Here is a 20,813-nt window from a genome sequence, read left to right as displayed (position 1 = left end):
GGTGACGTTCTCTTTGACGGGGCCGCACCGACTGTTCGATTCGACAGGAGGACGGTGCGGGGGATCCACTCATACCAATGACGGCAGGATGGATTCCCCCCCAACTACCGGGGGGAATGACGTTGGGCGTGGCAGCTTCAGCTCCCGCGCGATCTGCAAACGCAGACGCCGGTGGAGCTCCCGCGCCACAGGACCGGGACACCCGGCGCCGACACGGAACCGGCGAATCGCGGTTCCGCGGGACTCCTTGTACTGCGCCACGGAAATCACCGGCATCACTTCCAGGGTTGTGCTGGAGATAAAGATCTCCTGCGCTTTCTGTAGATCCGGCGGCCGACAGCGACCTTCCCGGACCGGGAGCTTCATCTGGCGGGCCAGTTGGAGAATGATCCGGCGCGTGATCCCCTCCAGCAGGCCGCCGGAAAGCGCCGGTGTATAAAGACATCCCTTCCGGACGTAAAAAAGATTGGAAATGGTTCCTTCCGCCAGATCCCCATCGAGATTGGTCAAAATCCCCTCGAAGACCTTCATTCGCTGCGCTTCGATCTTTGCCAGGATGGTATTGAGCGAATTATTGGATTTGATCTGCGGATCCAGGCAGTCCGGATGATTCCGCCGGACGCGGACAATCCCGATGGAGATCCCGGTTTTCCAAAGCGCTTCGAGCGCGCGATAGGGATGGAGGAGAATGGCCAACGTCGGCCGGGGGCATTGTTCCGGATCAAGACCAAGCGGTCCGGGCCCGCGGGACAGGGTGATCCGTACCGACGCATCCGGCTGATGGTTCGCGCGTAGGACCTTTCTAACGGCTTGTAGCAATTCAGCGGAAGACCAGGGGCAGCGGAGCGCAATCCGGCGGGCGGATTGGCGGAGGCGGCGGGAGTGTTCTTCCCAGCGGAAAACCCGTCCGTCGTAGGCGCGGACGGTTTCGTAAACACCATCACCATAAAGAAACCCGTGATCAAAAACAGAGACACGGGCTTTTGATTCATCCAGGAGCCGATGATTCAGGAATACTTTCACCAGCGAAGAAAAGGCGGCCGCTACCGGGAGGATTCCTGGGGCAGAACAAAATACCGACGGCGCCTGTCGAAGGTGAGTTTATCCCAGTTTTTGTCGAGCCATTGTTTGGCTTTTTTAATGGCTTTTTTCTTCTCGCGCCGCGTATCCACATCCCGGAAGTCACACACATGATGAGCCAGAAGTTCAAAAGACTGCTCCGCGGAAATCACGCCGACGGTATGCAGGGTTTTCGCGTAAGAACGCGCGTTATCGTCCATCATGTAGAAGGAAAGAGGGGCTCCTTTTTTCTCGATGAGACCCAGAAGATCCCTCAGGGCCATTTTGTCCCCCAGTGACCCTCTTCCCAGCGCCCGCCCAACCGTAGGGAAACGCTGATAGGCCGCCTGGATAGCCGGAAGGGAGGCCTCCCCGCCACGCCAAGCCAGCACGATGGCTGCATAATCGCCCATCCCGGGGTCTTCCAACAACTGTTCGAAAAACTTATTCACGCGCGGATCCGGCTGATGGATCAGGCGGTCCAGAATGGGTTTTACAAGAGACCATTCGTCGACGTACTGCTTGACATCGGCCTCGACCCATTCGCTCCAACGCGTCACCAGCGTCTGTTCGGCCAGGGGCCGGCTCGAATAACCCTGATTCGCTTTCTTGACATCGTCCGGTAGATACCAGAATCGTTCCTGATCAAATCCGGCGATATGTTGCTGCAGAATCTGCATCCGGGTGTCCTTTAACACATGGCCGACCAGATCGGCCTTACGACTTGCTTTGGCCCACCAGCTCTGCCATTTTTTCGGAGTGGGCTCGATGGATTGCCCCGTCACTTCCCTTAAGATTTCATAGGCCGGCTGGTTCGCCCCCGGCTTCCGGAGCAGGTCAATCAACACCGGGATGTGCGGCTTCTGAATGAAGGCCACGAGGTGCTGGCGAGCCTTGTCGCGAAGCTCGGCGTTGGGGCTTTGCAGAGCGCTCAGCCACAGATTGCCTGAAAGGGTAAAGGTGTCCCATCGCTGGGAGATGATCTCCGCCAGGACGGCTTTCGCACTGGGCGTTAACGACGCTCGAACACGGGCTTTCCCCAGAACCTTCCGCAAGGTCAGGAAATCCGGAGCATCCTCGTCGTAAATCGTTTTGATGATGGAAAACCCGGGATCGTTCCTATCGCTCAGCTGGTCTTCGGGAATCTGATTGAGGAGCCGAACCTGGTGAAGGATGGCGTCCTCCCGGACGCTCGAAGCAGGAACCTGCGCCGGCTTGGCGAATACGCATGGGGCGATCAGACAACAAGCGATGGCGTAAGCAGTTAGTTTTTTCATAGGAGTTTAGTGGGAGGTGGTTTTATTGCTCCTTGTTCCTGGAGCGCCTGGAGAAGAGCCTGGGCCTTGTACAGCGTTTCATGATACTCGCGAAGCGGATCGGAATCCGCCACAATCCCCGCGCCAACCGCAAAACTCATCCGTCCTTTATCCATAAAGAAGGTTCGAATGAGAATATTAAACGTTATATCTCCGTTAAATCCAATCCAGCCCAGCGAGCCGGTGTAGGGGCCGCGCCGGTGCGGCTCCAGCTTATGCAGGACCTCGATCGCCCGGAGCTTGGGGCAGCCGGTAATGGTCCCGCCGGGGAAACAAGCCCGCAGCGTATCGAGCCAGGTCTTGTTGGGAGCCAGCCTCCCGCGGACATCCGAGACCAGATGCACCACATGGGAATAGATTTCCTGGGTGAGCGCCTCCGACACCTGCACGGATGGCGACTGGCACACTCGCCCCAGATCGTTGCGCTCCAGATCCACCAGCATGATGTGTTCGGCCCGCTCTTTGGTATCCCGGAGCAGCGTCTGGGCGACCTGGCGATCATCGGAAGGGAACTCGCGCGGGTACGTGCCGGCGATCGGCCGGGTTTCCACGTGATCAGCCTCCTGGCGCAGCAGCAGCTCCGGAGAAGCGCTGAGCATCCACCGGCTGCCGGACCGCCACAGCGCGGCATAGGGCGACGGGTTAATGGCCGACAGCTGGCGGTACAACGACCAGGGATCCCCTTCCCAGGTTGAGGAAAAAACATGGCTTAAATTGCCCTGATAAATGTCGCCGGCCGCAATAAGGCCTTTGGCTCTTCGCACCATAAGCCGGTAAGCCGCTTCCGAACAGTTGGAGCAGATGTCGCCGGTGTGGAACGTTCCCCACGCGCGGGGCTGATGAACGGCCCGCTGGAGCTTGATGGCATATCGCCGCAAACGGTCCTGCGCCTGACGATAGATCCGTTCCAGCTGGTTCGGCGATAGCGTCCGGGCTTCCGGCAAGAGCAGCGTATGCACGATCCAGAGGCGGCCGCGAGCATGATCCACAATGGCCACCGCGTCAAAAACCCCGAACTCCAGGTCGCCGAAATGCTCCAGCGCCAGGGATTGGGCTTTGGGGCGCGCTGAAAACAGGGACTTTAATTTCGGATCCACATACTGGGCGCTTTCGTATCCCAGATAACCTACGGCACCGCCCCAGAAGGGAGGCAGGCCATCCACCCGCGGCCCGGTAAACAGCCGGAACCAATCATGGAAACGCTGATACGGATTGCCGATTTTGAGCGCGTCCTGGCGCGCGCCGTTGTCGGCGTGGTACCGGAGGACGAGCGCTTGATCATCCAGCTCCACGCTGTAGCGCGGAGAATCCAGGGCGATGTAGGAATAACGGGCTTGTGTGCCGGCGGAGGCGCTATGAAGAAAGAAAAACCGCTGCTGAGCGCCGGCGAGACTATGCACCCAGTCCAGGAGATCGGTGCCGGGCAGCTCCGGCTCGATCCAGATCGGGACCGCGCGGTATTGAGAGGCCCAACGGGCGAATTGATTGAAAGACGGGTACATCAGGCCTCGCCGTCGAGGGAACGCATGACGAAGCCGGTCGCGAGCTTGGGATAGAAGTAGGTGGATTTCTGCGGCAGGCGCTGCCCGGCCTTGCACAGGCGGGCAAAGGCGTCTTTATCCGGCGGCGGCAGAAGGAAGGCGGCGTTGGCCTGGCCGTTCCGGACGCTTTGCGCCACTTCTTTCGGGTCCTGGAGGTAGCTAATCTTTTCCAGCGGCACATCTTTCAGAATTTCTTCATGAAGCGGGACCACCGGCAGGGCGACCGCGCGAGACCTGGCTTTCAGCCAGAAGAGTTTCCCCCCTTCAAAGACCAGGCCGAGGGATGTTTTCTCCCGGGGAGACTGAAGCCTTGAGATCATCTTCTGGAGACCGGCGATCGGCTGGATAACAAACGATTGTTCGATCTGCTTTTTCCATTCGTCCCACGGCGCCTGCCAGCGAACCAGCCGGTGCGTCGGCTGAATCACCAGGCCGTGATCCTCCAGCGGGCAGAGAAACGTCATGACATACCGGTAAGCGTCCTGTCCGGAGTAAGCCCCCGGCAATCCGCCTCTTTCCTGGGCATAATTCCAGGCGGTTTCGTAGCGGTGATGGCCGTCCGCGATGAGAACATCTTCCGCGCGAAGCGCGCCCGTCAAAATCTTGATCGCTTCCGCATCGCTCCAGCGCCAGAGGCGATGCTTAACCCCTTTGTCACCCTTTGCCGACACGGTTGGCTTCTGCCGCATCCGCCGGGCCAGAAGCGCCTGGGCTTTGCGCTTCCGGTCCATGAAAATCCCGAAAATGGGGCTGATGTTCGCGTGCGTGGCCCGCATGAGATGCAGGCGGTCTTCTTTGTGTTTCGGGAAAGTCCGTTCGTGCGGCCGCACGTGGCCGACCCCCGGCGTTTCCAGAAAAAGGGCGGCGAAGAACCCGCGGCGCACATACTTCTTCCCGCCGGCGGAAAAACGCTGCTCATATCCGTAGAAAGCCGGTTCGCTGTCCGGAGTCAGAACCCCCTTCTCCTGCCAGCGCTTCCAGATCTCAGCGGCAACGGCATAGCGGTCCTGTGTCTCGGCGGCGGCCGGCAATTCCACGCGCACGATATTGTTTGGATGCCGCTTCAGGAGGCGTTTGTGTTCCGGCTCACGAATGACATCGTAAGGCGGCGCAATAACATCGGAAGATTTTGAAATTTGATCAGCGTTATAGCGGACCGCTTTGAAGGGAGCGATTTGAACCATGCCCAGATTCTAACATAGCCCTCGCCTACTGTTATTGAATTGGAAGTTTCTTGAAGATTTTTTCGATCGATGTCAGGGCTTTTTTGAGGACCGCGCGGGAATGGGCGGTGGTCAGGAAGGCCGCCTCGTACGGCGAAGGCGGGAAATAAACACCTTTTTCGAGCAGCTGCTGGAAAAACGTTGAGTAAATCGAGTTATTGGATCGCTGCGCGCTGAGCAAATCCACCACCGGCGCGTTATTGAAGAACAGCGTCCACATCGAACCGATCCGGTTGATGCGGATGCTCAAGCCCGCGTCATGCGCCAGGGCTTCGATCTCTTCCACAAACCAGGCGGTCAGATGATCCAGCGCTTTATAGGGATTCCTTTGTTTCAGCTGCGTCAGCGCGGCGATGCCCGCGGCGACCGCGACCGGATTGCCTGAAAGCGTTCCAGCCTGATAAACAGGTCCCAGGGGGGACACCCACTCCATCAAGTCCCGCCGGCCGCCGTATACCGCCAACGGCAGGCCGCCGCCGACGATCTTCCCGAGACAGGTGAGATCCGGGGTAATCTTATACAGCGTTTGAGCTCCTCCGAACGCCACCCGGAACCCGGTAATCACTTCATCAAAAATAAGCAGAGCGCCGTGGGAGGTTGTTACCGCCCGTAATTCCTCAAGAAACCCGGGTTTCGGCAAAACCACTCCCATATTGGCCGCCACAGGCTCCACAATCACCGCAGCGATGGATTGCCCTTCGCGGCGAAATAACTCTTTGACGCCTTCAATGTCGTTGTAAGCCAGAACCCGTGTCCGCTGGGCCAGCGTGGGCGGGACCCCGGCGGAATCCGGGGAGGAAAGCGTCAACGCTCCGCTGCCGGTCTTCACCAGCAGGGAATCGACGTGGCCATGATAACAACCGGAAAATTTGACCAGCACTTCCCGCTGGGTCGCGGCGCGCGCCAGCCGAACAGCCGACAGAACGGCTTCCGTGCCGGAGCTCACCAAACGCATCCGCGCCATGGAAGGCAATGCTTTTTGAATGAGCTGCCCGAGGATGGACTCCGCTTCAGTCGGGGTCCCAAAGCTCAACCCGCGACGAGCTACGCGGGCTACCGCGGAGGTGACCGCAGAGGGAGCGTGTCCCAGAATCGAAGCTCCCCAGGAATTACAAAAATCGATATAACGCTGCCCATCCGCGTCCCAGATATAGGGTCCCTGCGCGCGAGCCATGAAACGGGGCGTCCCGCCGACCGCTCTAAATGAACGGACTGGGGAATTCACACCGCCAGGGAAAATAGCTTGGGATTTACGGAATAAGATTTCGGATTTTCGTGGCTTCATTGCCGGTCGCCCCCGATGGTCGACGCAGACATTGTCAGAGAATACCGATCTGCGAGGCGAAATTTTAGCAATTTACCATTCAGATGCCAACTTAATAAGGTAGTTTCGTTGACAGACAGGGGCTGAAATCCTTATAATTCGGTCTATTCCCGTCCTTTCTCCAAAATACATGAAATTAGCTTTTGGATTGATTTTACGATGATTTCTGCAATTCTTTTTGATTGGGGAGGTACCCTCGACTCGGATGGCCTCCACTGGCTGGACCGTTTCTATGAGATTTACTCTAAGACCGATTTTAAAGACATCTCAAAACCGAAGATAAAAGAAGCCTTTTATTGGGCTGATGCCCAGGCGGAGAAGGACCCCTCCATTCGAACAGCTGGCCTCCGCGAAATGATGGATCGCCATGTGCGGTGGCAGTTTGAAAAACTGGGGCTCAAAGATCCCAAACAAGCGATAGCGGTAGCTGCTGCTTTCTGGAAACCGTCGGAACGAATTTTGCGGAGAAATAGACGCATTCTTGAAAATCTCAGCTATCACGGTATACGTCTTGGTATCATCTCGAATTTCTATGGAAATATTGAAACGCTATGCCGGGAATTCAGGTTTTTCTCCCACTTGAAGGTGATTCTGGACTCGGCGGTGGTTGGGATGTACAAGCCTGATCCGAAAATTTTCTCTTTTGCGCTGGAGAAGCTTGGATTGCCCGCTGAACAAGTCGCTTTTGTCGGTGATTCGTTTGAGCGGGACATTGTTCCGGCCAAATCAATCGGCATGAGAACCTATTGGCTGATTGGCGATCAAAACAAGACTCCCCCCAGCCCCCATCAAACGGATGGGGTCCTGTGCAGCCTGGAAGACTTACCGCGAGAACTCTTAAAGACCGGGCAGGCCGTCTGATGCGGACCGGCGGTATTATCGCGGCCGGCTGGGGTGAACGGCTCGGGCAGAAAATTCCCAAAGCGCTAACTCCCGTGGGCGGGCGAAAATTGATTGATTACACGCTGGATGGCCTCGAAGCCGCCGGCCTTTCGCAGATCACCTGCATCGTCAATGAAGCGGCCACCGAGGTTCCGGCTTATGTGCGTGCCTCGCGGCCTCATCTTCAAATGGAATGGATCATCCGCACAACGCCTTCGTCCATGCACAGTTTTTTGATCGTCCTGGAGCGCCTGGCGAAGAACGGGCCGGGACCTTTTTTTATGACGACCGTGGATTCGGTTTGTTCTCCGGAAACGTATCGGCGCTTCGCGGAGGCCGGGCGATCCTTCCAAAAAGCAGACGTTCTCCTGGGCCTGACGGATGTGATTGAGGATGAGAAACCCCTGCGGGTCACGCTGCGGGACGAAGAACAACCCGGGATTTATCAAATCGCGGAAATCGGCGGAGCGAGCGACAGCGCTTATGTCACGTCCGGATTCTATTGGGTTCAACCAACGATTCTGAAGGAGAAGAACCCGGCCCTGGAACAGGGTTATTCAGCGCTGCGCCAATACCTCGGCCATCTACTAAAATATGGCTACCGTTTTTATGGCATCCCGCTACCCCCTGTTATTGATGTGGACCGGCCGGAGGATATCCGGTCCGCGGAGCGCTTTTTAACGCGATGAAATTTCTCGGCATTTATCGTGAACCGGCCTATTCGCCGGGGCGGCACTTGAGCAACGATGCGGTTATTCTGCGCCTGGTCGGTCAGGCGCTGGAGCGCTATGGGGCTCCCATGCAGCTCGCCACGCTGGAAGAAGCCCGTTCGCTCTGGAAAACAGCGGATTTGATTTTTTCCATGTGCCAGGGGCCTGACGCGCTGGCGGAACTGGCGGAATGGAAAAAACAGGGGGCGCTGATCCTGAATGATCCGGAGGCGTCCCGGCGCACGTACCGTGACAGTCTTTGCTCGACCCTGCGCGAAAAAGACCTGGGGTTCCCTCACAGCGAATTCCTGTCGACGGAGCATCCGGGCGATCTGTCGCGTTACCAGACCCTGATGACGCCAGGGGCCTGGCTGAAGCGCGCCGATGTCCATGCGACGCAGGCCGGGGATGTCGTCAAAGTTCAATCGCTCGACGAACTGGCGAAGTCCGTCAAAACATTCGTATCCCGCGGGTTGAAGCAGGCGGTCCTGCAACAGCATCGGCCCGGCGATGAAGTGAAGTTTTACGCGGTGCGCGGAGGACGGCTCTTCTGGCCTTACTATCCGAAAGAGTCGAAAGGCCATCCGTTCGATGAACACACGCTCGAATCCCTGGCCGAGCATGCCGCCAAGGCCTTGGACATCGGGATTTACGGCGGGGATGCGATCATCTCGCCGGAAGGCGACATTACGCTGATTGATTTAAACGACTGGCCTTCGTTCGCTCCCTGCCGGGGCGCGGCCGCCAGTGCGATCGCCAAATACTTAAAGGAAACTTATCATGCCCTACAAAACAGCCGCACAACCGCCGGCCTCCGCTGACGCCGCTTCGACGCGCTGGCCAGGCCCCAAATCCGTCGCGCTCTTCGAAGAGGAGCAGCGCTACATCGCTCCCGGAATTCAGTCCATTGCCCTGCTTTCAAAGCTGACGATCGAGCGGGGGCAGGGCTGCTGGCTGACGGACATCGACGGGAACCGTTATCTGGATTTCAACGTGGGCGTCTCGGTGGCCAGCCTCGGCTATTCACATCCGAAATACGTGGCCGCGGTGCGTGATCAGCTGGAGAAGGTCACGGTGGGCAGTTTCACCAGTGAGGTCCGGCTGAAACTGATGAAGCTGATCGCATCTCTGGCGTCCGGAGCGCTGAAGCGGACCCAGCTTTTCAGCGGCGGAGCGGAAGCGGTTGAGGCGGCGATCCGTCTGGCGCGCTCCCATACGAAGAAGACGGATATCATCGGTTTTGGCGGCGGGTTTCACGGCAAGACCGGCGGCGTGCTTCCGCTCTCGGATGTAGACTGGAAGATTCATGTCGGGCCCCTCGCGCCCGGCATGCATGTCACCCCTTATCCGGATGTCTACCGGTTTAATGGCACCGCAGAAGAATGCTTTCAGGACGCGATCCGCCAGCTCAAGGAATTAATCCAGTCAAAGGTAAAGGGCAAGTTGGCCGCGATCATCGCGGAACCGATTCAGGGCACCGCCGGCAACATCGTGCCGCCGGCCGGGTTCATCCGGCAGATTCGCGACATCGCTCACGAAAATGGCGCGGTTTATATTTCCGATGAAATGATCTGTGGTTTCGGCCGCACGGGACTGCTTTTCGGCTGCAATCACGACTCGGTCGAACCGGACATCCTGACGATCGGCAAAGGCATGGGATCCGGCTTCCCGGTCAGCGGTGTGGTGACAACCGATGAACTGGCTCAGGCCAAACCCTGGTCCCTGCCCAGCGCATCGTCTTCCAGCTACGGCGGCAACCCTCTGGCAAGCGCCGCCGCTCTGGTAACCATTCAAACGATCGAGGAAGACCACCTGACCGACAACAGCGCCCGCGTGGGTGAAATACTGCAGAACGCGCTGAAAAAACTCCAGGACAAGTACGACTTTATCGGAGACGTACGCGGCAAAGGTCTTTTGATCGGGATGGACCTCGTCACCAGCCGGAAAACCAAGGAAAAGATGCCGAAGGCCGTTTGCGTGAAATTCTTTGAAGAATGTTTAAAGCGCGGGGTCATCCTGATGGGATACGCCCCCCGCGTCCGGATTCATCCGCCGTTGATTCTGACGGAGCAAGAGGCGCTGGACGGCGTGGCCCGCATCGACGGGGCGCTCGCCGCGATCGCCCGGGAGATCCCCAGTTAAACGTCATCCCCCGCGGGCGCTTAAGTCGTCATTCCCGGCGGCCACTGGCCGGGAATCCATCATGCCACACGTCGATTATGGATCCCCTGCCACCACCCGCAGGGGATGACGAAAGAAGGAGTACTTTATGACCCGACTACAAGGCGCTCTGATCGGTTTTGGAAATATCGCGGAATTTGGGCACTGGCCGACGTACGTCAAGGCCGGCAACTGCGACATCGTCGCCGTTGTGGAACCCTCCTCCACTCGGCAGGCCGCGGCCAAAGCATGCCAGCCCGCGATTCACGTTTACAGCACCGTCGAGGAGTTGTTCCGGACGGAGAAACTGGATTTCGTAGACATCTGTACACCGCCGGCCTCCCATGCGGCGCTCGCGCAGCGCGCGCTCGAAAACGGCTGCCACGTCTTGTGCGAGAAACCGCTTTCGCTCAAGGTCTCGGAATACGAAGCTCTGGCGCGGGAGAGCGTGGCGCGGGACAAGACCGTATTTACCGTTCATAACTGGAAATACGCGCCCATCTTTCAGAAAGCGTTCTCCCTGATCCGGGAAGGCCGCATCGGCCCGGTCTGGCATGTTGAGATTTTCACGCTGAGGAATACACACTGCAAAGGAACCGCCCAGGGCGCCGCTGACACCGCCGGGCCATCCGAGGATTGGCGCACGGATCCGGCCATCGCGGGAGGCGGTATCCTGGTCGACCACGGCTGGCACGCGTTTTATCTGCTCCAGAACCTGGTTCAAGCGGCGCCGGAGAGTATCCTGGCCAAAATGCTGCGGGACCGGGAAAACCCGAACAGCCTGGAAGAAGCGGTGCAGGCGCTTGTCCAGTTCCCGGAAGCGGACGGATACGTTCACCTGACCTGGCGATCCAAGATGCGGCGCAACAATGTGATCGTGCAGGGCCAGAACGGAACGCTCCTGCTCGATGATGACCGGATTCTATTGACCACGCACGACGGGGAGAAACAGGAGATCGCCTTTGAATCGGCTTTATCCGCAGGGTCTCATCATGCGGAGTGGTTTGAAGCGCTCTGGCCTGATTTCGTGGAGGAAGTGCACAATCCCGCCAAGCGTGGGGCGAACTTAAAAGAGGCGGGATGGTGCCTGGCGCTCCTGCAGGCGGCCTACCAATCCAACCTGCACGGATTTAAAGAGATGCCGGTTCCTTTTCCCGGGACGGTGAAGCCAGCGGAGGCACTGGCGTAACCGCAGATAAGGGATAGGGGGGGATAGGGGACGCTGTTTAGTTTTGTAGTTTCCCGGGATCGAAGACGTACGCGACAAACACGGGAACGGGAAACTACAAAACTAAACAGCGTCCCCTATCCCTATCCCTCCTACGATAATTTCCAGAAGAACAAAAGCCCCAGCACATCCCAGAAAATTTCACGCACCCGGCGGACGAGACTGACGCTTAACCCCAGCGCCGGGTTGATCCCCAGAAGAGAAGCAGCCATGTAGTGCCCCCCTTCGTAAAGCCCCACACCGGCCGGGACAAGCAGTCCAATGACGGAAGCCAGCTGCGCCATGGCCCCGATAAACCACGCCTGACGCCAGCCGATCGGGTGATCGATTAGCCAAAAAATGACCGCCACCTCCAGCGCGCCGGCCAACCATCCCATGAGATGAAAAACGATGCTCATGAAAAACCGGCCCTTCCCCTCACGATAAAAATTCCCAAGCGATTCATCCAGCGACACCAGATATTTCTCCCGACGCTGAATCCAGCCCAGGCGCGTGATCCGGTAAAGCCCGCGTCCCAGACGGCTGAAGCTCCGGCGCGCCAGAAGCACCGAAAAAATCGCGATTCCTCCCGCCAGAATCGCCAGCGCGGTCCAAGTTCCCCTCTGAGGGATGGACGAAGACGACTGATTCTGTCCAAGGGTCAACCCTAACCCCACAAAAACGACTAATCCAATGCTTTGTGCCGATTTGGCGATTAAGACAGAAGAAGTCGCTTCCCGAAGCGGGATGATCCCCCCAAGTAGTTTGGCTTTGAGGGGTTCGCCCCCTACGTAGCCGGAGGGAAGCAGCGAATTAAACGTCTCACCGGCCAGGCGAATCGGGAGGAGACGAAGCAGGGAGAGTCGGGAGGCATACTGGACGTGCAGCGCCCAGAACCACCCGGTGGTATTGAACACCATCCAGCTCAGGGGATAACACAAAACGATCACGTATCCCCACTCCAGAAGCCCCAGCGTATGCCGGATGACGCCCCATCCCACCTGGTGAACGAGATAGCCGACGATCGTTAGCCCGATGAGTATGCCGATGATACGAAGGAGTTTCATGAAACGATGATCAAGAGCAAAAGGACGGCGGCGTACACATTGACCCCTACCGCACACGGCCATAAAAACCATTCCAGATGCGCGATCAAAGCCAGAAAGAGGACCCCGTACACAAAATCGCGCCGGGCCAGCGCATCGCTGACCGCCACCAAACGTTTTTCCCATGCCGGCACCGAGCGGACCGCCGCTTCATCTCCTGCCACTGAAGTAAAAAATCCTTTCTCAGGCTGAATAGTCCGATTCCGGGTCTTCCGATACGTTTGATAGCTCGCCAGAGACGCTGAAAGAATGGTCCCGATCACCGCGGCCTTGCCAAGCAGCAAATAGATGGGATGGTTGCTGTCGCGGAACAAGCCAAGCCCCACCCCGTAAAACACCGCCACGTGCACAACGTTATCCCCCCACAAATCGAGCCAGCCACCCAGTTTCGAAGTCATTTTTTTTGCACGCGCGACTTCTCCATCGCAGCCGTCCAGGATCGAAGTCAAAAGGAAAAGCGCTGAACCGATCACCTTGGCCGTATAGCCAATCTGAGCCATGAAATATCCGGCGACAACTCCCAAGAGTGTGACGCCGACCGTAATCTGATTCGGCGTGACAGGTGTTTTCAGTAAATAACGGCTGATCGCCCCCGAGAGACGGCGATCGAAGTGACGCGCAAAGAAACCGTCTGTTTCCTTGGCAAAGGGGTTCGGCGAAGGCGGGATGTTGTTCATTTCCCTCCGTCATCCCCCGCGGATTCTGGCGGGGGATCTAGCTGCTGATGATGGATCCGCCAGACGTCTGGCGAATGACGACTGTGGAATTTTACAAGATTGGGGTGTACTGCAGTTTAAACAGAAACCCCTTTCCGCAGCCCTGGAACCGACTGGGGAAAGGGGCTCTGTAAACCGAAAACCCGCCGACAGCGGGCGGGGGAACTGAAATTACCGGCGTTTCATCTTGGCGCGGGACACATCCCCCGCTTTGTCCAAGAAGTAAAGGAAGCCTGCTGCTTTTTTCACTCCGACTTTCGCCACCTTCTCCGGCTTGCCGCCCTTCTTGCCGCCGCGTGCCATCTTGGCGCGAGAGACATCTCCTTGCTTGTCGATAAAATAGAGATAGCCTTCTGCCCGTTTAACTCCTGCTTTTGCCACTTTTTCTGCCATGTGAATCACCCCCCGTTTCCTAATCTTTTTCGACGGGACCTGCGGCGATCAACGCATCCGCCGCAGCTCCCTCGTCGATTGATCTCAAGCGCGTTCATTCTATATCCGTCGGAAATCTTCTGTCAACATATTTTTCCGTCGATAAATGAGACGGTCCGTCAGTCGGTCCATTCCGGCGGGCAAACTGATTTGCAGAGCGGCTTGCCTTTCTTGCAATTTCTGGCCCGCTCTTCCACTCTCAGCAGGGATTCTTGCTCCTCGCTGTGCTCAAAATCGCAGCGCGGGTCGGATCCCGACAAGGTGTATTCGCAACCGCAGCGCACCCGCAGCTGCTTCCCCGGGGGAACGCTGTCCACTCCCGGAAGTTGGTCGACGGTGCGCTCCTCTTGCGCAACCTCGGAGGCGGTCACCTCTCGGCATTCGAGAAAATGAAATGAAACCAGGACATAACGGCATCCCGCCTGGGCCAGACCAACAAGCCCAACAGGGATACAGACCGCGACAACGGCCACCCACAAGATGCGTCGAATAGAAGACATGGCTCCGTCCGGATATATACTATTATCTTTGGGAATTGCTTTCACTTAAAACCATGTCCGATTCAGACGAACTCCGTCACTATTTCGACCGCGTGGCCCCGGACCACGAAAATCTCATCAGCCGGCTGGTTCCCTATTACCAGAAACAGAATTCGCTGATGATGGATTTGATCCCGTTCAAACGGCTCGACGCCTTCAAGACTCTGGATATCGGATCAGGGGCAGGGATCCTGTCACGGCTTCTCCTGGACACGTTTCCGAACGCCACGGTGACGGCCTTTGACCTGAGTCCGGTCATGCTGGACCTCTGCAAGAAAAAACTCTGGGCCTATCCGAAACGCGCGACCTTCCAGCAGGGAGACTTGACCCGGGACAGCTGGGGGACCGGTTACGACGTGGTCTTTGCGGGGCTTGTCCTGCATCACACCGATGACCAGGGCAAACGCAACTTTTTCCGGCGCTTGATCGCCACCATGAACCCCGGCGGCATCTTGTTGTGCCGCGATATTGTCCGCGGCAGGACGGAGCGCCTGACCCAGCAGTACGAACAACTTTGGAAACTTTACATGCGCGCTCAGGGAGAAGACGGCGCTTCCTGGTATGAAAAGTTCCGGGCCAAAGACGTCCCCGCCACCGCCGAAGATCAGGTCAAGTGGATCCGCGAAGCCGGTTTTCAGGATGTCGGCTGTCACTGGCGATACTTGAATTTTGCCGTGACCGGCGGAACCAAACCGACGTAATACGACGGTCATCCCCTGCGGCCACTGGCAGGGGATCCAATCATACCGGCAATGATGGACCCCCCCCCAGTGGCCGGGGGGAATGACGATGAAGTATCCATCGGGAAAACCCCTGATATTTTATTGTTCGTGTTTTGTAATAAACTTCCGAATATCCTCGATGTGATCCAGAACCAGCCTGGCTTTGCGAAGCCCGAACTGAAATGGGAACTTGTCCGCCGACGAGTTCCGGATGACCAACATGGCATTTCCTTTGAATTCCGCTTCTAACACTTCCGACATGGTATTCCCTCCTTGAGATAATAGTCTTACCTCCCTTAGAGGGAATTCACGCCGGAAAATTCATTCGGTTGGAGAAAAAATCAGGCTGGCACAGCTCGGGCGTCGGGCGGTAATTTCAGGAGTTCAAGTTCCGGGTTATTTTTGGAAAGATACTGAAGATGCCACTCGGTCGGGAAAAGAATGACCGGTTGGCCGGTTTTATCCGCGGCCAGGCGCGCGCCATCCACCGTGAGCGCCCGCTCCAGGGCCAGAGGATTCACCGGCGGCTTGATCCACCGGGCCAACTGCCAGACGGCCGGTTTCAGCAGAGCCGGAGCCCCATACTCGCTTTCGAGCCGGTATTGGAGGACTTCAAACTGCAAAGGTCCCACCGCCGCCAACAACGGAACATCCTGGGAACCGTTTTTCAGATACAACGCCTGGGCTACCCCTTCATGCAGCAGCTGCTCGAGTCCCCGGCGGAAAGGCTTGTATTTCGAAGGGTTCGGGTTTTCGATGAATGAAAAGCACTCCGGCGGGAAATGCGGGATTTCATGGTACACCAGCCCCGGTTCCTGCGAAAGCGTGTCCCCGATGCCGAAGCCGTCGTAACTGACCAACCCCAGGATATCGCCGGGATAAGCCTCTTCAATAATTTCACGTTCCTGGCCGAAGAGGCTGTGCGCGTTATTAATTTTCACCTGCCGGCCGCTTCCGGAATGCCACAGCGGCATGCCACGGGTAAATTTCCCGGAAACCACCCGCAAAAACGCCACGCGGTCCCGGTGGCGCGGATCCATATTCCCCTGAATCTTGAAGATGAAACCCGAGAAAGACTCCCTCTCTGGCGGCACGACACCGGCCGAGGAGACCCGCGCCTGCGGCGGCGGCGCGTAGTGAATAAAGTTATCCAACAGCAGCTGAACCCCGAAGTTGTTCGTGGCACTGCCAAAGAAAACCGGTGTCAGCTTCCCCGCCAGGATCGCCTTCTGGTCAAAACCTACGCTATAGTTCAGCACCTCCAGTTCTTCCCGCGCGCGAGTCAGCGCCACCGGATCTACCCGGCTTTCGAGGGACGGGTCCGAGAGCGTCGTTTCATGCACGGGAGCGCGGGAGGCGCCACCTGCCGTTCGTTCAAACCAATGGACCTGATTTTCCTGACGATTGAATAAACCTTTGAAACCGATTCCCTGGTCCAATGGCCAGTTCATGGCATAGGCTTCGATCCCCAGAATCTTCTCCAGCTCATCCATTAACTCGAGAGGCTCCTTGGTGGGCCGGTCCAATTTATTCATGAAGGTAAAAATGGGGATCCCCCGGCGGGCGCAAACTTCAAAGAGCTTGCGAGTCTGGCTTTCAATGCCTTTACCGGAATCGATCACCATAATGACGGAGTCCACGGCGGTCAAAACCCGGTAGGTATCTTCGGAAAAATCTTTGTGGCCGGGCGTATCGAGCAGGTTGATGTGGGTGCCGCGATAGTCGAATTGAAGAACGGTTGAGCTGACGGAAATCCCGCGTTTGCGCTCGAGTTCCATCCAATCGGAGGCCGACGCGCGTTCATTCTTGCGCATGCGGACGGATCCGGCGAGTTGAAGCGCTCCTCCATAGAGGAGCAGTTTTTCCGTCAGAGTTGTTTTCCCGGCGTCCGGATGCGAAATAATCGCAAAGGTCCGCCGGCGCAAGATTTCGTCTGAGGAATTAAAAACCACCTCCGCCTCCTTTTTTCTATTGTAGCGGTGGCCATCGGTAAAACGGTCGCCCTTCAGGCGACCGTACCGAAGGTGCCGTATTATATCAGCCGAGGAGGGATAGCGTGGAGCGTGCCGGTTAACCCGATCGGGTTATTCGGGAGAGATGATAAAATTCCGGTCAGCGCGGCAGGTAGCGCGTGATCCAGTGACCGTTGGCGATTAACACATACACCGCAACAACCAAAGCGACGGCAAGACTTCCCCAAAGCATCGCCATTAAAAACTGACTGATCTTTCGATGGTCTTCCCGCGATAAAAACTCATCTTCTTCCCGGGAAACCAGATCCAGAAGACTCTGTTGATAGACCGATTTCAATGAATCAGCAGGGGGCGGGGGAGGCAGGGTTTCTATTGGCTGCACGGTGGTCGTCGACGGATGATGTTCCAGTGTGGCGGGTTGCACTTGATCAACAGCCATGATACCCTCCTTTTCAATTGGCGGGTGTTTCTAGCTATATTAAAGCGCTATTGCGGGAGGTAAAACAAGTGTTATTTACGGCCTTGTCCGTCAATAAATCCGACGAATTGACCTATCGGCTCAGGCGAAGCCGCCGGCGCACGCTGGGGCTTCAGATTGATCCGGATGGCTCGGTCGTGGCGCGCGTCCCCTTCCGGGCGCCCTTGCCGCTTGTGGACACGTTCATTCGGCAGCATCTCCCCTGGATCCATCGTACGCAACAGCGAGTACGGGCGCGCCTCCGACTGCTGCCGGTCTGGCGATTCGAGGCGGGCGAGATCTTCCCTGTATGGGGAGAATTGCGCGCGCTCAATCTGTCAGTTGATGCCCCCCTTTGCCGGAAGACAGCCCTTACGTTTTACCGGTTGGAAGTGGAGAAATACGCCAAAACGCTCCTGCCGGTTCTAACGACGCGTGTGGGAACCTGGCCTCAGCGCCTGAGTGTGGGGCTGGCCCGCCACCGGTGGGGCAGTTGCTCAAGCCGCGGGCATATCCGATTGAACGCACGGCTGGCCATGATGCCTCCCGAGCTTCTCGAATACGTCCTGGTGCATGAGCTGGCCCACCTTCGGCAACCGAATCACTCCCCCCGCTTCTGGGAAGTGGTTGAATCAGGCCTGCCGGATTACCGGGAACGCCGCAAACGCCTCCGCGATTACAGCGCCTATCTGACGCTTTAAAAGTAACCGCTATTTCGACGACCAGAAACCGCAGGAGATTGTGAAGTTGCTAGAATACTTTCCATGATTCAGCGGATTTTTATTGTTATTCTTCTGGGAGCAACCGCTTCGTTCGCGATGGCGGAGATTTCTTCGTCAACAGTGACAATTATTTCCTCATCCACCCAGGTGACTGTTTCCAGCACGTGCCTGCCGTATCCGTGGCCAACCGCCGATAATAAAGCGTTCCCTGAGCACGAACGGTTTTCTTATGTTATCCGGTGGGGCGTTGTGACCGCGGGTCGGGCCGAACTGGCCGTGGAAGGCCTCGAAACCATTCAGGGTCGTCCGACTTACCATCTGACGTCGAATGCGCGCTCATCCGGCTTTGTGAGCACTTTTTATCGCGTGGAAGACCATAACGACGCCTGGCTTGATCAGCAATCCCTGACAACAGTACGTTACAGCAAGCGTATCAAAGAGGGCCGTTACCAGATTGAAGAGTCCGCTGATATTGACCAGACGTGCGGACGCTTTATGCAACACAGTTACCGGTTTGACAAACAACGAGGAGAGCATAAGGAAGGACCGGTGCCTCCGGGCATCCGGGATGTGTTCGGCAGCTTATACTTCGCGAGAACGCTTCCGCTGGCTCCCGGAGAAACCTTTGCGATCGATGTCTTCAACGGAAGCAAAATGTGGCCCCTGCTTATCTCGGTCAAAAAGCGTGAGCGGATCAAAGTGTCGGGCGGGACATTTAACTGCGTCGTCATCGAACCCTTGCTGCGTGAACCTGGTATTTTTGTTGCCAAAGGGAACAAGATGGAAATCTGGCTAACGGATGACGATCGGCATGTCCCCGTCAGAATGCGTTCGGAAGTTTTCATCGGCCATGTCGCCGCGGAGATCACTCATGTTCCGTAAGCGCTTTTCTATTTTTATAGCCTCCATGCTTTTCAGCTTTTCTGTTGTCCATGCGTTCATGAACTCTGATTCATCCCTGGGTCTTTTCGCCAATGCGAAAGAGGTTTTCCGGCCGCTTGTGGCAGACCCGCGGGAAATTCAGCTGGCGATGCGGCTGGTCATGCCGGTGTCCCGGGAATGTCTTGGAGAAATCGCTGCAGGTGACTATTTAGGACTCTATCGCTGGAAACTGCCTTGGGAACAGGAGACTTATCTGCAGTGGAGCATCGCCGGAGGCATATTTTCCCGCTTTGATCTGGCGGCCGACACCAAAGATCTTCAGGTGGTTGATTATTACGCCACCATGCCGGTCGACGTTCGCATGGGACGCTGGTCCATGCGCCTTCTCCCTTATCATGTCAGCTCGCACCTGGGAGACGACTATATTAAACGAACAGGGGTTCTCGCGGAAAAGAACGCGATCGATGCCTGGAAATGGCTTCTGGCTTATGAGCCGTGCGAGCACTGGCGGTTCTACGGCGGCCCTGACTACATTATCCGCCTGGTTCATGCCTCTCAGGAACACGTCGCGGTACAGGCCGGCCTCGAATGGCGGTCGAATTGGTGGGCGGCCGGTCACGCGCAAACCTTCTGGGCAAATGATCTTCAGTCCTGGGAGCGGGTGGGATGGAATCCGACTTTTAATTCCCAGTTTGGCGTAAAAATTGTGCATGATTCATTAGATCAGTACGGTCTTTCGATCTTCAGCGAGTTTGGCACCGGCCACCGGCCCCATGGACAATTTTATAGACAACAGGAAACACACTGGAACCTCGGAATGCGGCTCGAAATCCCCTAATGTATTTCTCTCTGGTCGTCATGATGTTCCTTTTTTTGGCCGGTTCGCTACCGGCTGTCACACCGTCCGAATATGACCAATTGACTTCAACCATTACGGCTCAACGCCGCGAAGCCGCCGTAGCACTCTCGAGGACACAGGATCCGTCAGCGACAGGGGCCTTGCGAAAGGCGGTCCAAGATAAAGACGCTTTTGTCCGGGCGCGAGCCTTGGATGGGCTGGGACAGCTGCGCGACACCGCCTCTGAACCTCTCATCCGCGAACGTTTATCGGTAGACCCTTCTTCGGAAGTCCGGGGAAGCGCGGCCTGTGCGCTTCGCCGCGTCTATCGAGCCGAAAGCGTTTCCGCTCTCCTGAAAGCGCTGGCGGATTCTCAAGAAACTGTTCGGATCGAAGCGGTTCACACCTTGGCGGAGATCCCAAGTGAAAACGCGACGAACGCCCTTTTGCAGGCAGGAAAAAACCAGATGGCTTCTGTGCGGCGAACCGCGGTTGTGGCGTTGGGCCAACGGACCGGACCGACTGTGGCGGCAGGACTGAAACAAAGCCTTCGGGATACCGATCCAGCAGTTCGCGCCAACGCTATTGATGGAACCCGGGCTCTTTTAGGCGCTCAAATCCTGGGCGATATCAAACCGATGCTGAAGGATCCGGATCATTCGGTTCAAGCCGCTGCCGCGCGAGCGCTCGCGGTGTTGGGAGATTCCAGCGGGATGGAAACCGCTCAATCCTTGGTGAAAGATCCTGATCTCCCCATTCAACTATTGGCCATTGATGCTTTGGGCTATCTGCAAGACTCCACCCTGCTTCCAATTTTAGAAGGACTAGCCCAAGATTTAAACCCAGCTATCCAGCAAACAGCCCAGACAAGCCTGGCCCGCTTCAAAATGAAGCAGTCTCATTAATTCTAAAACAGATCGTTATTTAGATACGAATTTGACTAAGAATACACAATGAGCCTTTTGCCCCATTTACAAGTTGATGAGATAGTGCGGTATAATGTT

22 protein-coding genes are annotated in these 20,813 nt (G+C 56.9%); 10 read left to right on the top strand and 12 right to left on the bottom strand.

All coding sequences use genetic code 11. The features are described 5' to 3' along the window. Positions 1-69: 69 nt before the first annotated feature. Genes WC859_04600 through hemL form a run of 5 tightly spaced genes read right to left on the bottom strand, consistent with a single transcriptional unit; the run spans position 70 to position 6,424 of the window. Positions 70-1,023 (bottom strand): aminotransferase class IV, encoded by a 954-nt coding sequence (locus WC859_04600; GenBank protein MFA5975428.1) that lies wholly within the window; start codon positions 1,021-1,023, stop codon positions 70-72. Between the two features lie 20 nt (positions 1,024-1,043). Beyond that, positions 1,044-2,336, bottom strand: coding sequence for a hypothetical protein (locus WC859_04595; protein MFA5975427.1), 1,293 nt, complete (start codon positions 2,334-2,336; stop codon positions 1,044-1,046). Further along, complete coding sequence (locus WC859_04590; protein ID MFA5975426.1) at positions 2,333-3,877, bottom strand: anthranilate synthase component I family protein; 1,545 nt, start codon at positions 3,875-3,877, stop codon at positions 2,333-2,335. The genes WC859_04595 and WC859_04590 overlap by 4 nt, the downstream gene beginning before the upstream one ends. After that, positions 3,877-5,100 (bottom strand): DUF1015 domain-containing protein, encoded by a 1,224-nt coding sequence (locus WC859_04585; protein ID MFA5975425.1) that lies wholly within the window; start codon positions 5,098-5,100, stop codon positions 3,877-3,879. Before WC859_04585 ends, WC859_04590 begins: the two co-directional genes overlap by 1 nt. 31 nt (positions 5,101-5,131) lie before the next feature. Next, positions 5,132-6,424: a glutamate-1-semialdehyde 2,1-aminomutase gene (hemL, locus tag WC859_04580; GenBank protein MFA5975424.1), complete on the bottom strand. Its 1,293-nt coding sequence runs from the start codon at positions 6,422-6,424 to the stop codon at positions 5,132-5,134. 198 nt (positions 6,425-6,622) lie between these two features. On the opposite strand from hemL, the gene WC859_04575 reads away from it, so the two are divergent. The 5 genes from WC859_04575 (at position 6,623) to WC859_04555 (ending at position 11,404) form a co-directional block, all read left to right on the top strand. Then, positions 6,623-7,324: an HAD family hydrolase gene (locus tag WC859_04575; protein ID MFA5975423.1), complete on the top strand. Its 702-nt coding sequence runs from the start codon at positions 6,623-6,625 to the stop codon at positions 7,322-7,324. Continuing rightward, on the top strand, positions 7,270-8,034 hold the full coding sequence (locus tag WC859_04570; GenBank protein ID MFA5975422.1) for an NDP-sugar synthase: 765 nt from the start codon (positions 7,270-7,272) through the stop codon (positions 8,032-8,034). The genes WC859_04575 and WC859_04570 overlap by 55 nt, the downstream gene beginning before the upstream one ends. After that, positions 8,031-8,876, top strand: a complete 846-nt coding sequence (locus WC859_04565) for a hypothetical protein (protein MFA5975421.1) — start codon at positions 8,031-8,033, stop codon at positions 8,874-8,876. The genes WC859_04570 and WC859_04565 overlap by 4 nt, the downstream gene beginning before the upstream one ends. After that, on the top strand, positions 8,836-10,197 hold the full coding sequence (locus tag WC859_04560) for an aspartate aminotransferase family protein (GenBank protein MFA5975420.1): 1,362 nt from the start codon (positions 8,836-8,838) through the stop codon (positions 10,195-10,197). The genes WC859_04565 and WC859_04560 overlap by 41 nt, the downstream gene beginning before the upstream one ends. A 127-nt stretch (positions 10,198-10,324) precedes the next feature. After that, the gene (locus tag WC859_04555; protein ID MFA5975419.1) at positions 10,325-11,404 is read left to right on the top strand and encodes a Gfo/Idh/MocA family oxidoreductase; all 1,080 of its coding nucleotides are present in this window, start codon (positions 10,325-10,327) and stop codon (positions 11,402-11,404) included. Positions 11,405-11,535: 131 nt separating this feature from the next. On the opposite strand, the gene WC859_04550 is transcribed toward WC859_04555, so the two are convergent. The 4 genes from WC859_04550 to WC859_04535 all read right to left on the bottom strand — a co-directional run bounded on the left by WC859_04550 (position 11,536) and on the right by WC859_04535 (position 14,176). After that, positions 11,536-12,489, bottom strand: coding sequence for a lysylphosphatidylglycerol synthase domain-containing protein (locus WC859_04550; GenBank protein MFA5975418.1), 954 nt, complete (start codon positions 12,487-12,489; stop codon positions 11,536-11,538). Then, positions 12,486-13,205 carry a CDP-alcohol phosphatidyltransferase family protein gene (locus tag WC859_04545; protein MFA5975417.1) on the bottom strand — a complete coding sequence of 240 codons (720 nt, stop codon included), beginning with the start codon at positions 13,203-13,205 and terminating at the stop codon, positions 12,486-12,488. The genes WC859_04550 and WC859_04545 overlap by 4 nt, the downstream gene beginning before the upstream one ends. Before the next feature lie 210 nt (positions 13,206-13,415). Then, positions 13,416-13,637: a hypothetical protein gene (locus WC859_04540; GenBank protein ID MFA5975416.1), complete on the bottom strand. Its 222-nt coding sequence runs from the start codon at positions 13,635-13,637 to the stop codon at positions 13,416-13,418. 158 nt (positions 13,638-13,795) lie between these two features. Continuing rightward, the gene (locus WC859_04535) at positions 13,796-14,176 is read right to left on the bottom strand and encodes a hypothetical protein (protein ID MFA5975415.1); all 381 of its coding nucleotides are present in this window, start codon (positions 14,174-14,176) and stop codon (positions 13,796-13,798) included. Between the two features lie 53 nt (positions 14,177-14,229). Between WC859_04535 and WC859_04530 the strand changes: the two genes are divergently transcribed. After that, complete coding sequence (locus tag WC859_04530; protein MFA5975414.1) at positions 14,230-14,916, top strand: methyltransferase domain-containing protein; 687 nt, start codon at positions 14,230-14,232, stop codon at positions 14,914-14,916. Positions 14,917-15,036: 120 nt separating this feature from the next. Here the strand turns inward: WC859_04530 and WC859_04525 are convergent, their stop codons facing one another. From WC859_04525 to WC859_04515, 3 genes are all read right to left on the bottom strand, one after another. After that, positions 15,037-15,198: a hypothetical protein gene (locus tag WC859_04525; protein ID MFA5975413.1), complete on the bottom strand. Its 162-nt coding sequence runs from the start codon at positions 15,196-15,198 to the stop codon at positions 15,037-15,039. Between the two features lie 80 nt (positions 15,199-15,278). Continuing rightward, positions 15,279-16,889: a peptide chain release factor 3 gene (locus tag WC859_04520; protein ID MFA5975412.1), complete on the bottom strand. Its 1,611-nt coding sequence runs from the start codon at positions 16,887-16,889 to the stop codon at positions 15,279-15,281. Between the two features lie 160 nt (positions 16,890-17,049). After that, positions 17,050-17,349: a hypothetical protein gene (locus tag WC859_04515; GenBank protein ID MFA5975411.1), complete on the bottom strand. Its 300-nt coding sequence runs from the start codon at positions 17,347-17,349 to the stop codon at positions 17,050-17,052. A gap of 68 nt (positions 17,350-17,417) precedes the next feature. On the opposite strand from WC859_04515, the gene WC859_04510 reads away from it, so the two are divergent. The 4 genes from WC859_04510 to WC859_04495 all read left to right on the top strand — a co-directional run bounded on the left by WC859_04510 (position 17,418) and on the right by WC859_04495 (position 20,714). Beyond that, positions 17,418-18,068: a SprT family zinc-dependent metalloprotease gene (locus tag WC859_04510; protein ID MFA5975410.1), complete on the top strand. Its 651-nt coding sequence runs from the start codon at positions 17,418-17,420 to the stop codon at positions 18,066-18,068. A gap of 63 nt (positions 18,069-18,131) precedes the next feature. Next, positions 18,132-18,971, top strand: coding sequence for a DUF3108 domain-containing protein (locus WC859_04505; protein MFA5975409.1), 840 nt, complete (start codon positions 18,132-18,134; stop codon positions 18,969-18,971). Then, positions 18,961-19,809, top strand: coding sequence for a DUF1207 domain-containing protein (locus WC859_04500; protein ID MFA5975408.1), 849 nt, complete (start codon positions 18,961-18,963; stop codon positions 19,807-19,809). The genes WC859_04505 and WC859_04500 overlap by 11 nt, the downstream gene beginning before the upstream one ends. After that, positions 19,809-20,714, top strand: a complete 906-nt coding sequence (locus tag WC859_04495; GenBank protein MFA5975407.1) for a HEAT repeat domain-containing protein — start codon at positions 19,809-19,811, stop codon at positions 20,712-20,714. Before WC859_04500 ends, WC859_04495 begins: the two co-directional genes overlap by 1 nt. The last annotated feature ends 99 nt before the right edge of the window (positions 20,715-20,813 follow it).

Source organism: Elusimicrobiota bacterium, assembly GCA_041660185.1.
GTDB lineage: Bacteria > Elusimicrobiota > Elusimicrobia > 2-01-FULL-59-12 > 2-01-FULL-59-12 > JBAZWU01.
This window is presented reverse-complemented; position numbering and strand designations above follow the sequence as displayed.

What these genes read in the sequence shown, in the direction of transcription:
- WC859_04595 (MFA5975427.1), bottom strand. Translation starts at nt 2,336, where the DNA reads ATGAAAAAACTAACTGCTTACGCCATCGCTTGTTGTCTGATCGCCCCA.
- WC859_04590 (MFA5975426.1), bottom strand. Translation starts at nt 3,877, where the DNA reads ATGTACCCGTCTTTCAATCAATTCGCCCGTTGGGCCTCTCAATACCGC.
- WC859_04585 (MFA5975425.1), bottom strand. Translation starts at nt 5,100, where the DNA reads ATGGTTCAAATCGCTCCCTTCAAAGCGGTCCGCTATAACGCTGATCAA.
- hemL (MFA5975424.1), bottom strand. Translation starts at nt 6,424, where the DNA reads ATGAAGCCACGAAAATCCGAAATCTTATTCCGTAAATCCCAAGCTATT.
- WC859_04575 (MFA5975423.1), top strand. Translation starts at nt 6,623, where the DNA reads ATGATTTCTGCAATTCTTTTTGATTGGGGAGGTACCCTCGACTCGGAT.
- WC859_04565 (MFA5975421.1), top strand. Translation starts at nt 8,031, where the DNA reads ATGAAATTTCTCGGCATTTATCGTGAACCGGCCTATTCGCCGGGGCGG.
- WC859_04560 (MFA5975420.1), top strand. Translation starts at nt 8,836, where the DNA reads ATGCCCTACAAAACAGCCGCACAACCGCCGGCCTCCGCTGACGCCGCT.
- WC859_04555 (MFA5975419.1), top strand. Translation starts at nt 10,325, where the DNA reads ATGACCCGACTACAAGGCGCTCTGATCGGTTTTGGAAATATCGCGGAA.
- WC859_04550 (MFA5975418.1), bottom strand. Translation starts at nt 12,489, where the DNA reads ATGAAACTCCTTCGTATCATCGGCATACTCATCGGGCTAACGATCGTC.
- WC859_04545 (MFA5975417.1), bottom strand. Translation starts at nt 13,205, where the DNA reads ATGAACAACATCCCGCCTTCGCCGAACCCCTTTGCCAAGGAAACAGAC.
- WC859_04540 (MFA5975416.1), bottom strand. Translation starts at nt 13,637, where the DNA reads ATGGCAGAAAAAGTGGCAAAAGCAGGAGTTAAACGGGCAGAAGGCTAT.
- WC859_04535 (MFA5975415.1), bottom strand. Translation starts at nt 14,176, where the DNA reads ATGTCTTCTATTCGACGCATCTTGTGGGTGGCCGTTGTCGCGGTCTGT.
- WC859_04530 (MFA5975414.1), top strand. Translation starts at nt 14,230, where the DNA reads ATGTCCGATTCAGACGAACTCCGTCACTATTTCGACCGCGTGGCCCCG.
- WC859_04525 (MFA5975413.1), bottom strand. Translation starts at nt 15,198, where the DNA reads ATGTCGGAAGTGTTAGAAGCGGAATTCAAAGGAAATGCCATGTTGGTC.
- WC859_04515 (MFA5975411.1), bottom strand. Translation starts at nt 17,349, where the DNA reads ATGGCTGTTGATCAAGTGCAACCCGCCACACTGGAACATCATCCGTCG.
- WC859_04505 (MFA5975409.1), top strand. Translation starts at nt 18,132, where the DNA reads ATGATTCAGCGGATTTTTATTGTTATTCTTCTGGGAGCAACCGCTTCG.
- WC859_04500 (MFA5975408.1), top strand. Translation starts at nt 18,961, where the DNA reads ATGTTCCGTAAGCGCTTTTCTATTTTTATAGCCTCCATGCTTTTCAGC.
- WC859_04495 (MFA5975407.1), top strand. Translation starts at nt 19,809, where the DNA reads ATGTATTTCTCTCTGGTCGTCATGATGTTCCTTTTTTTGGCCGGTTCG.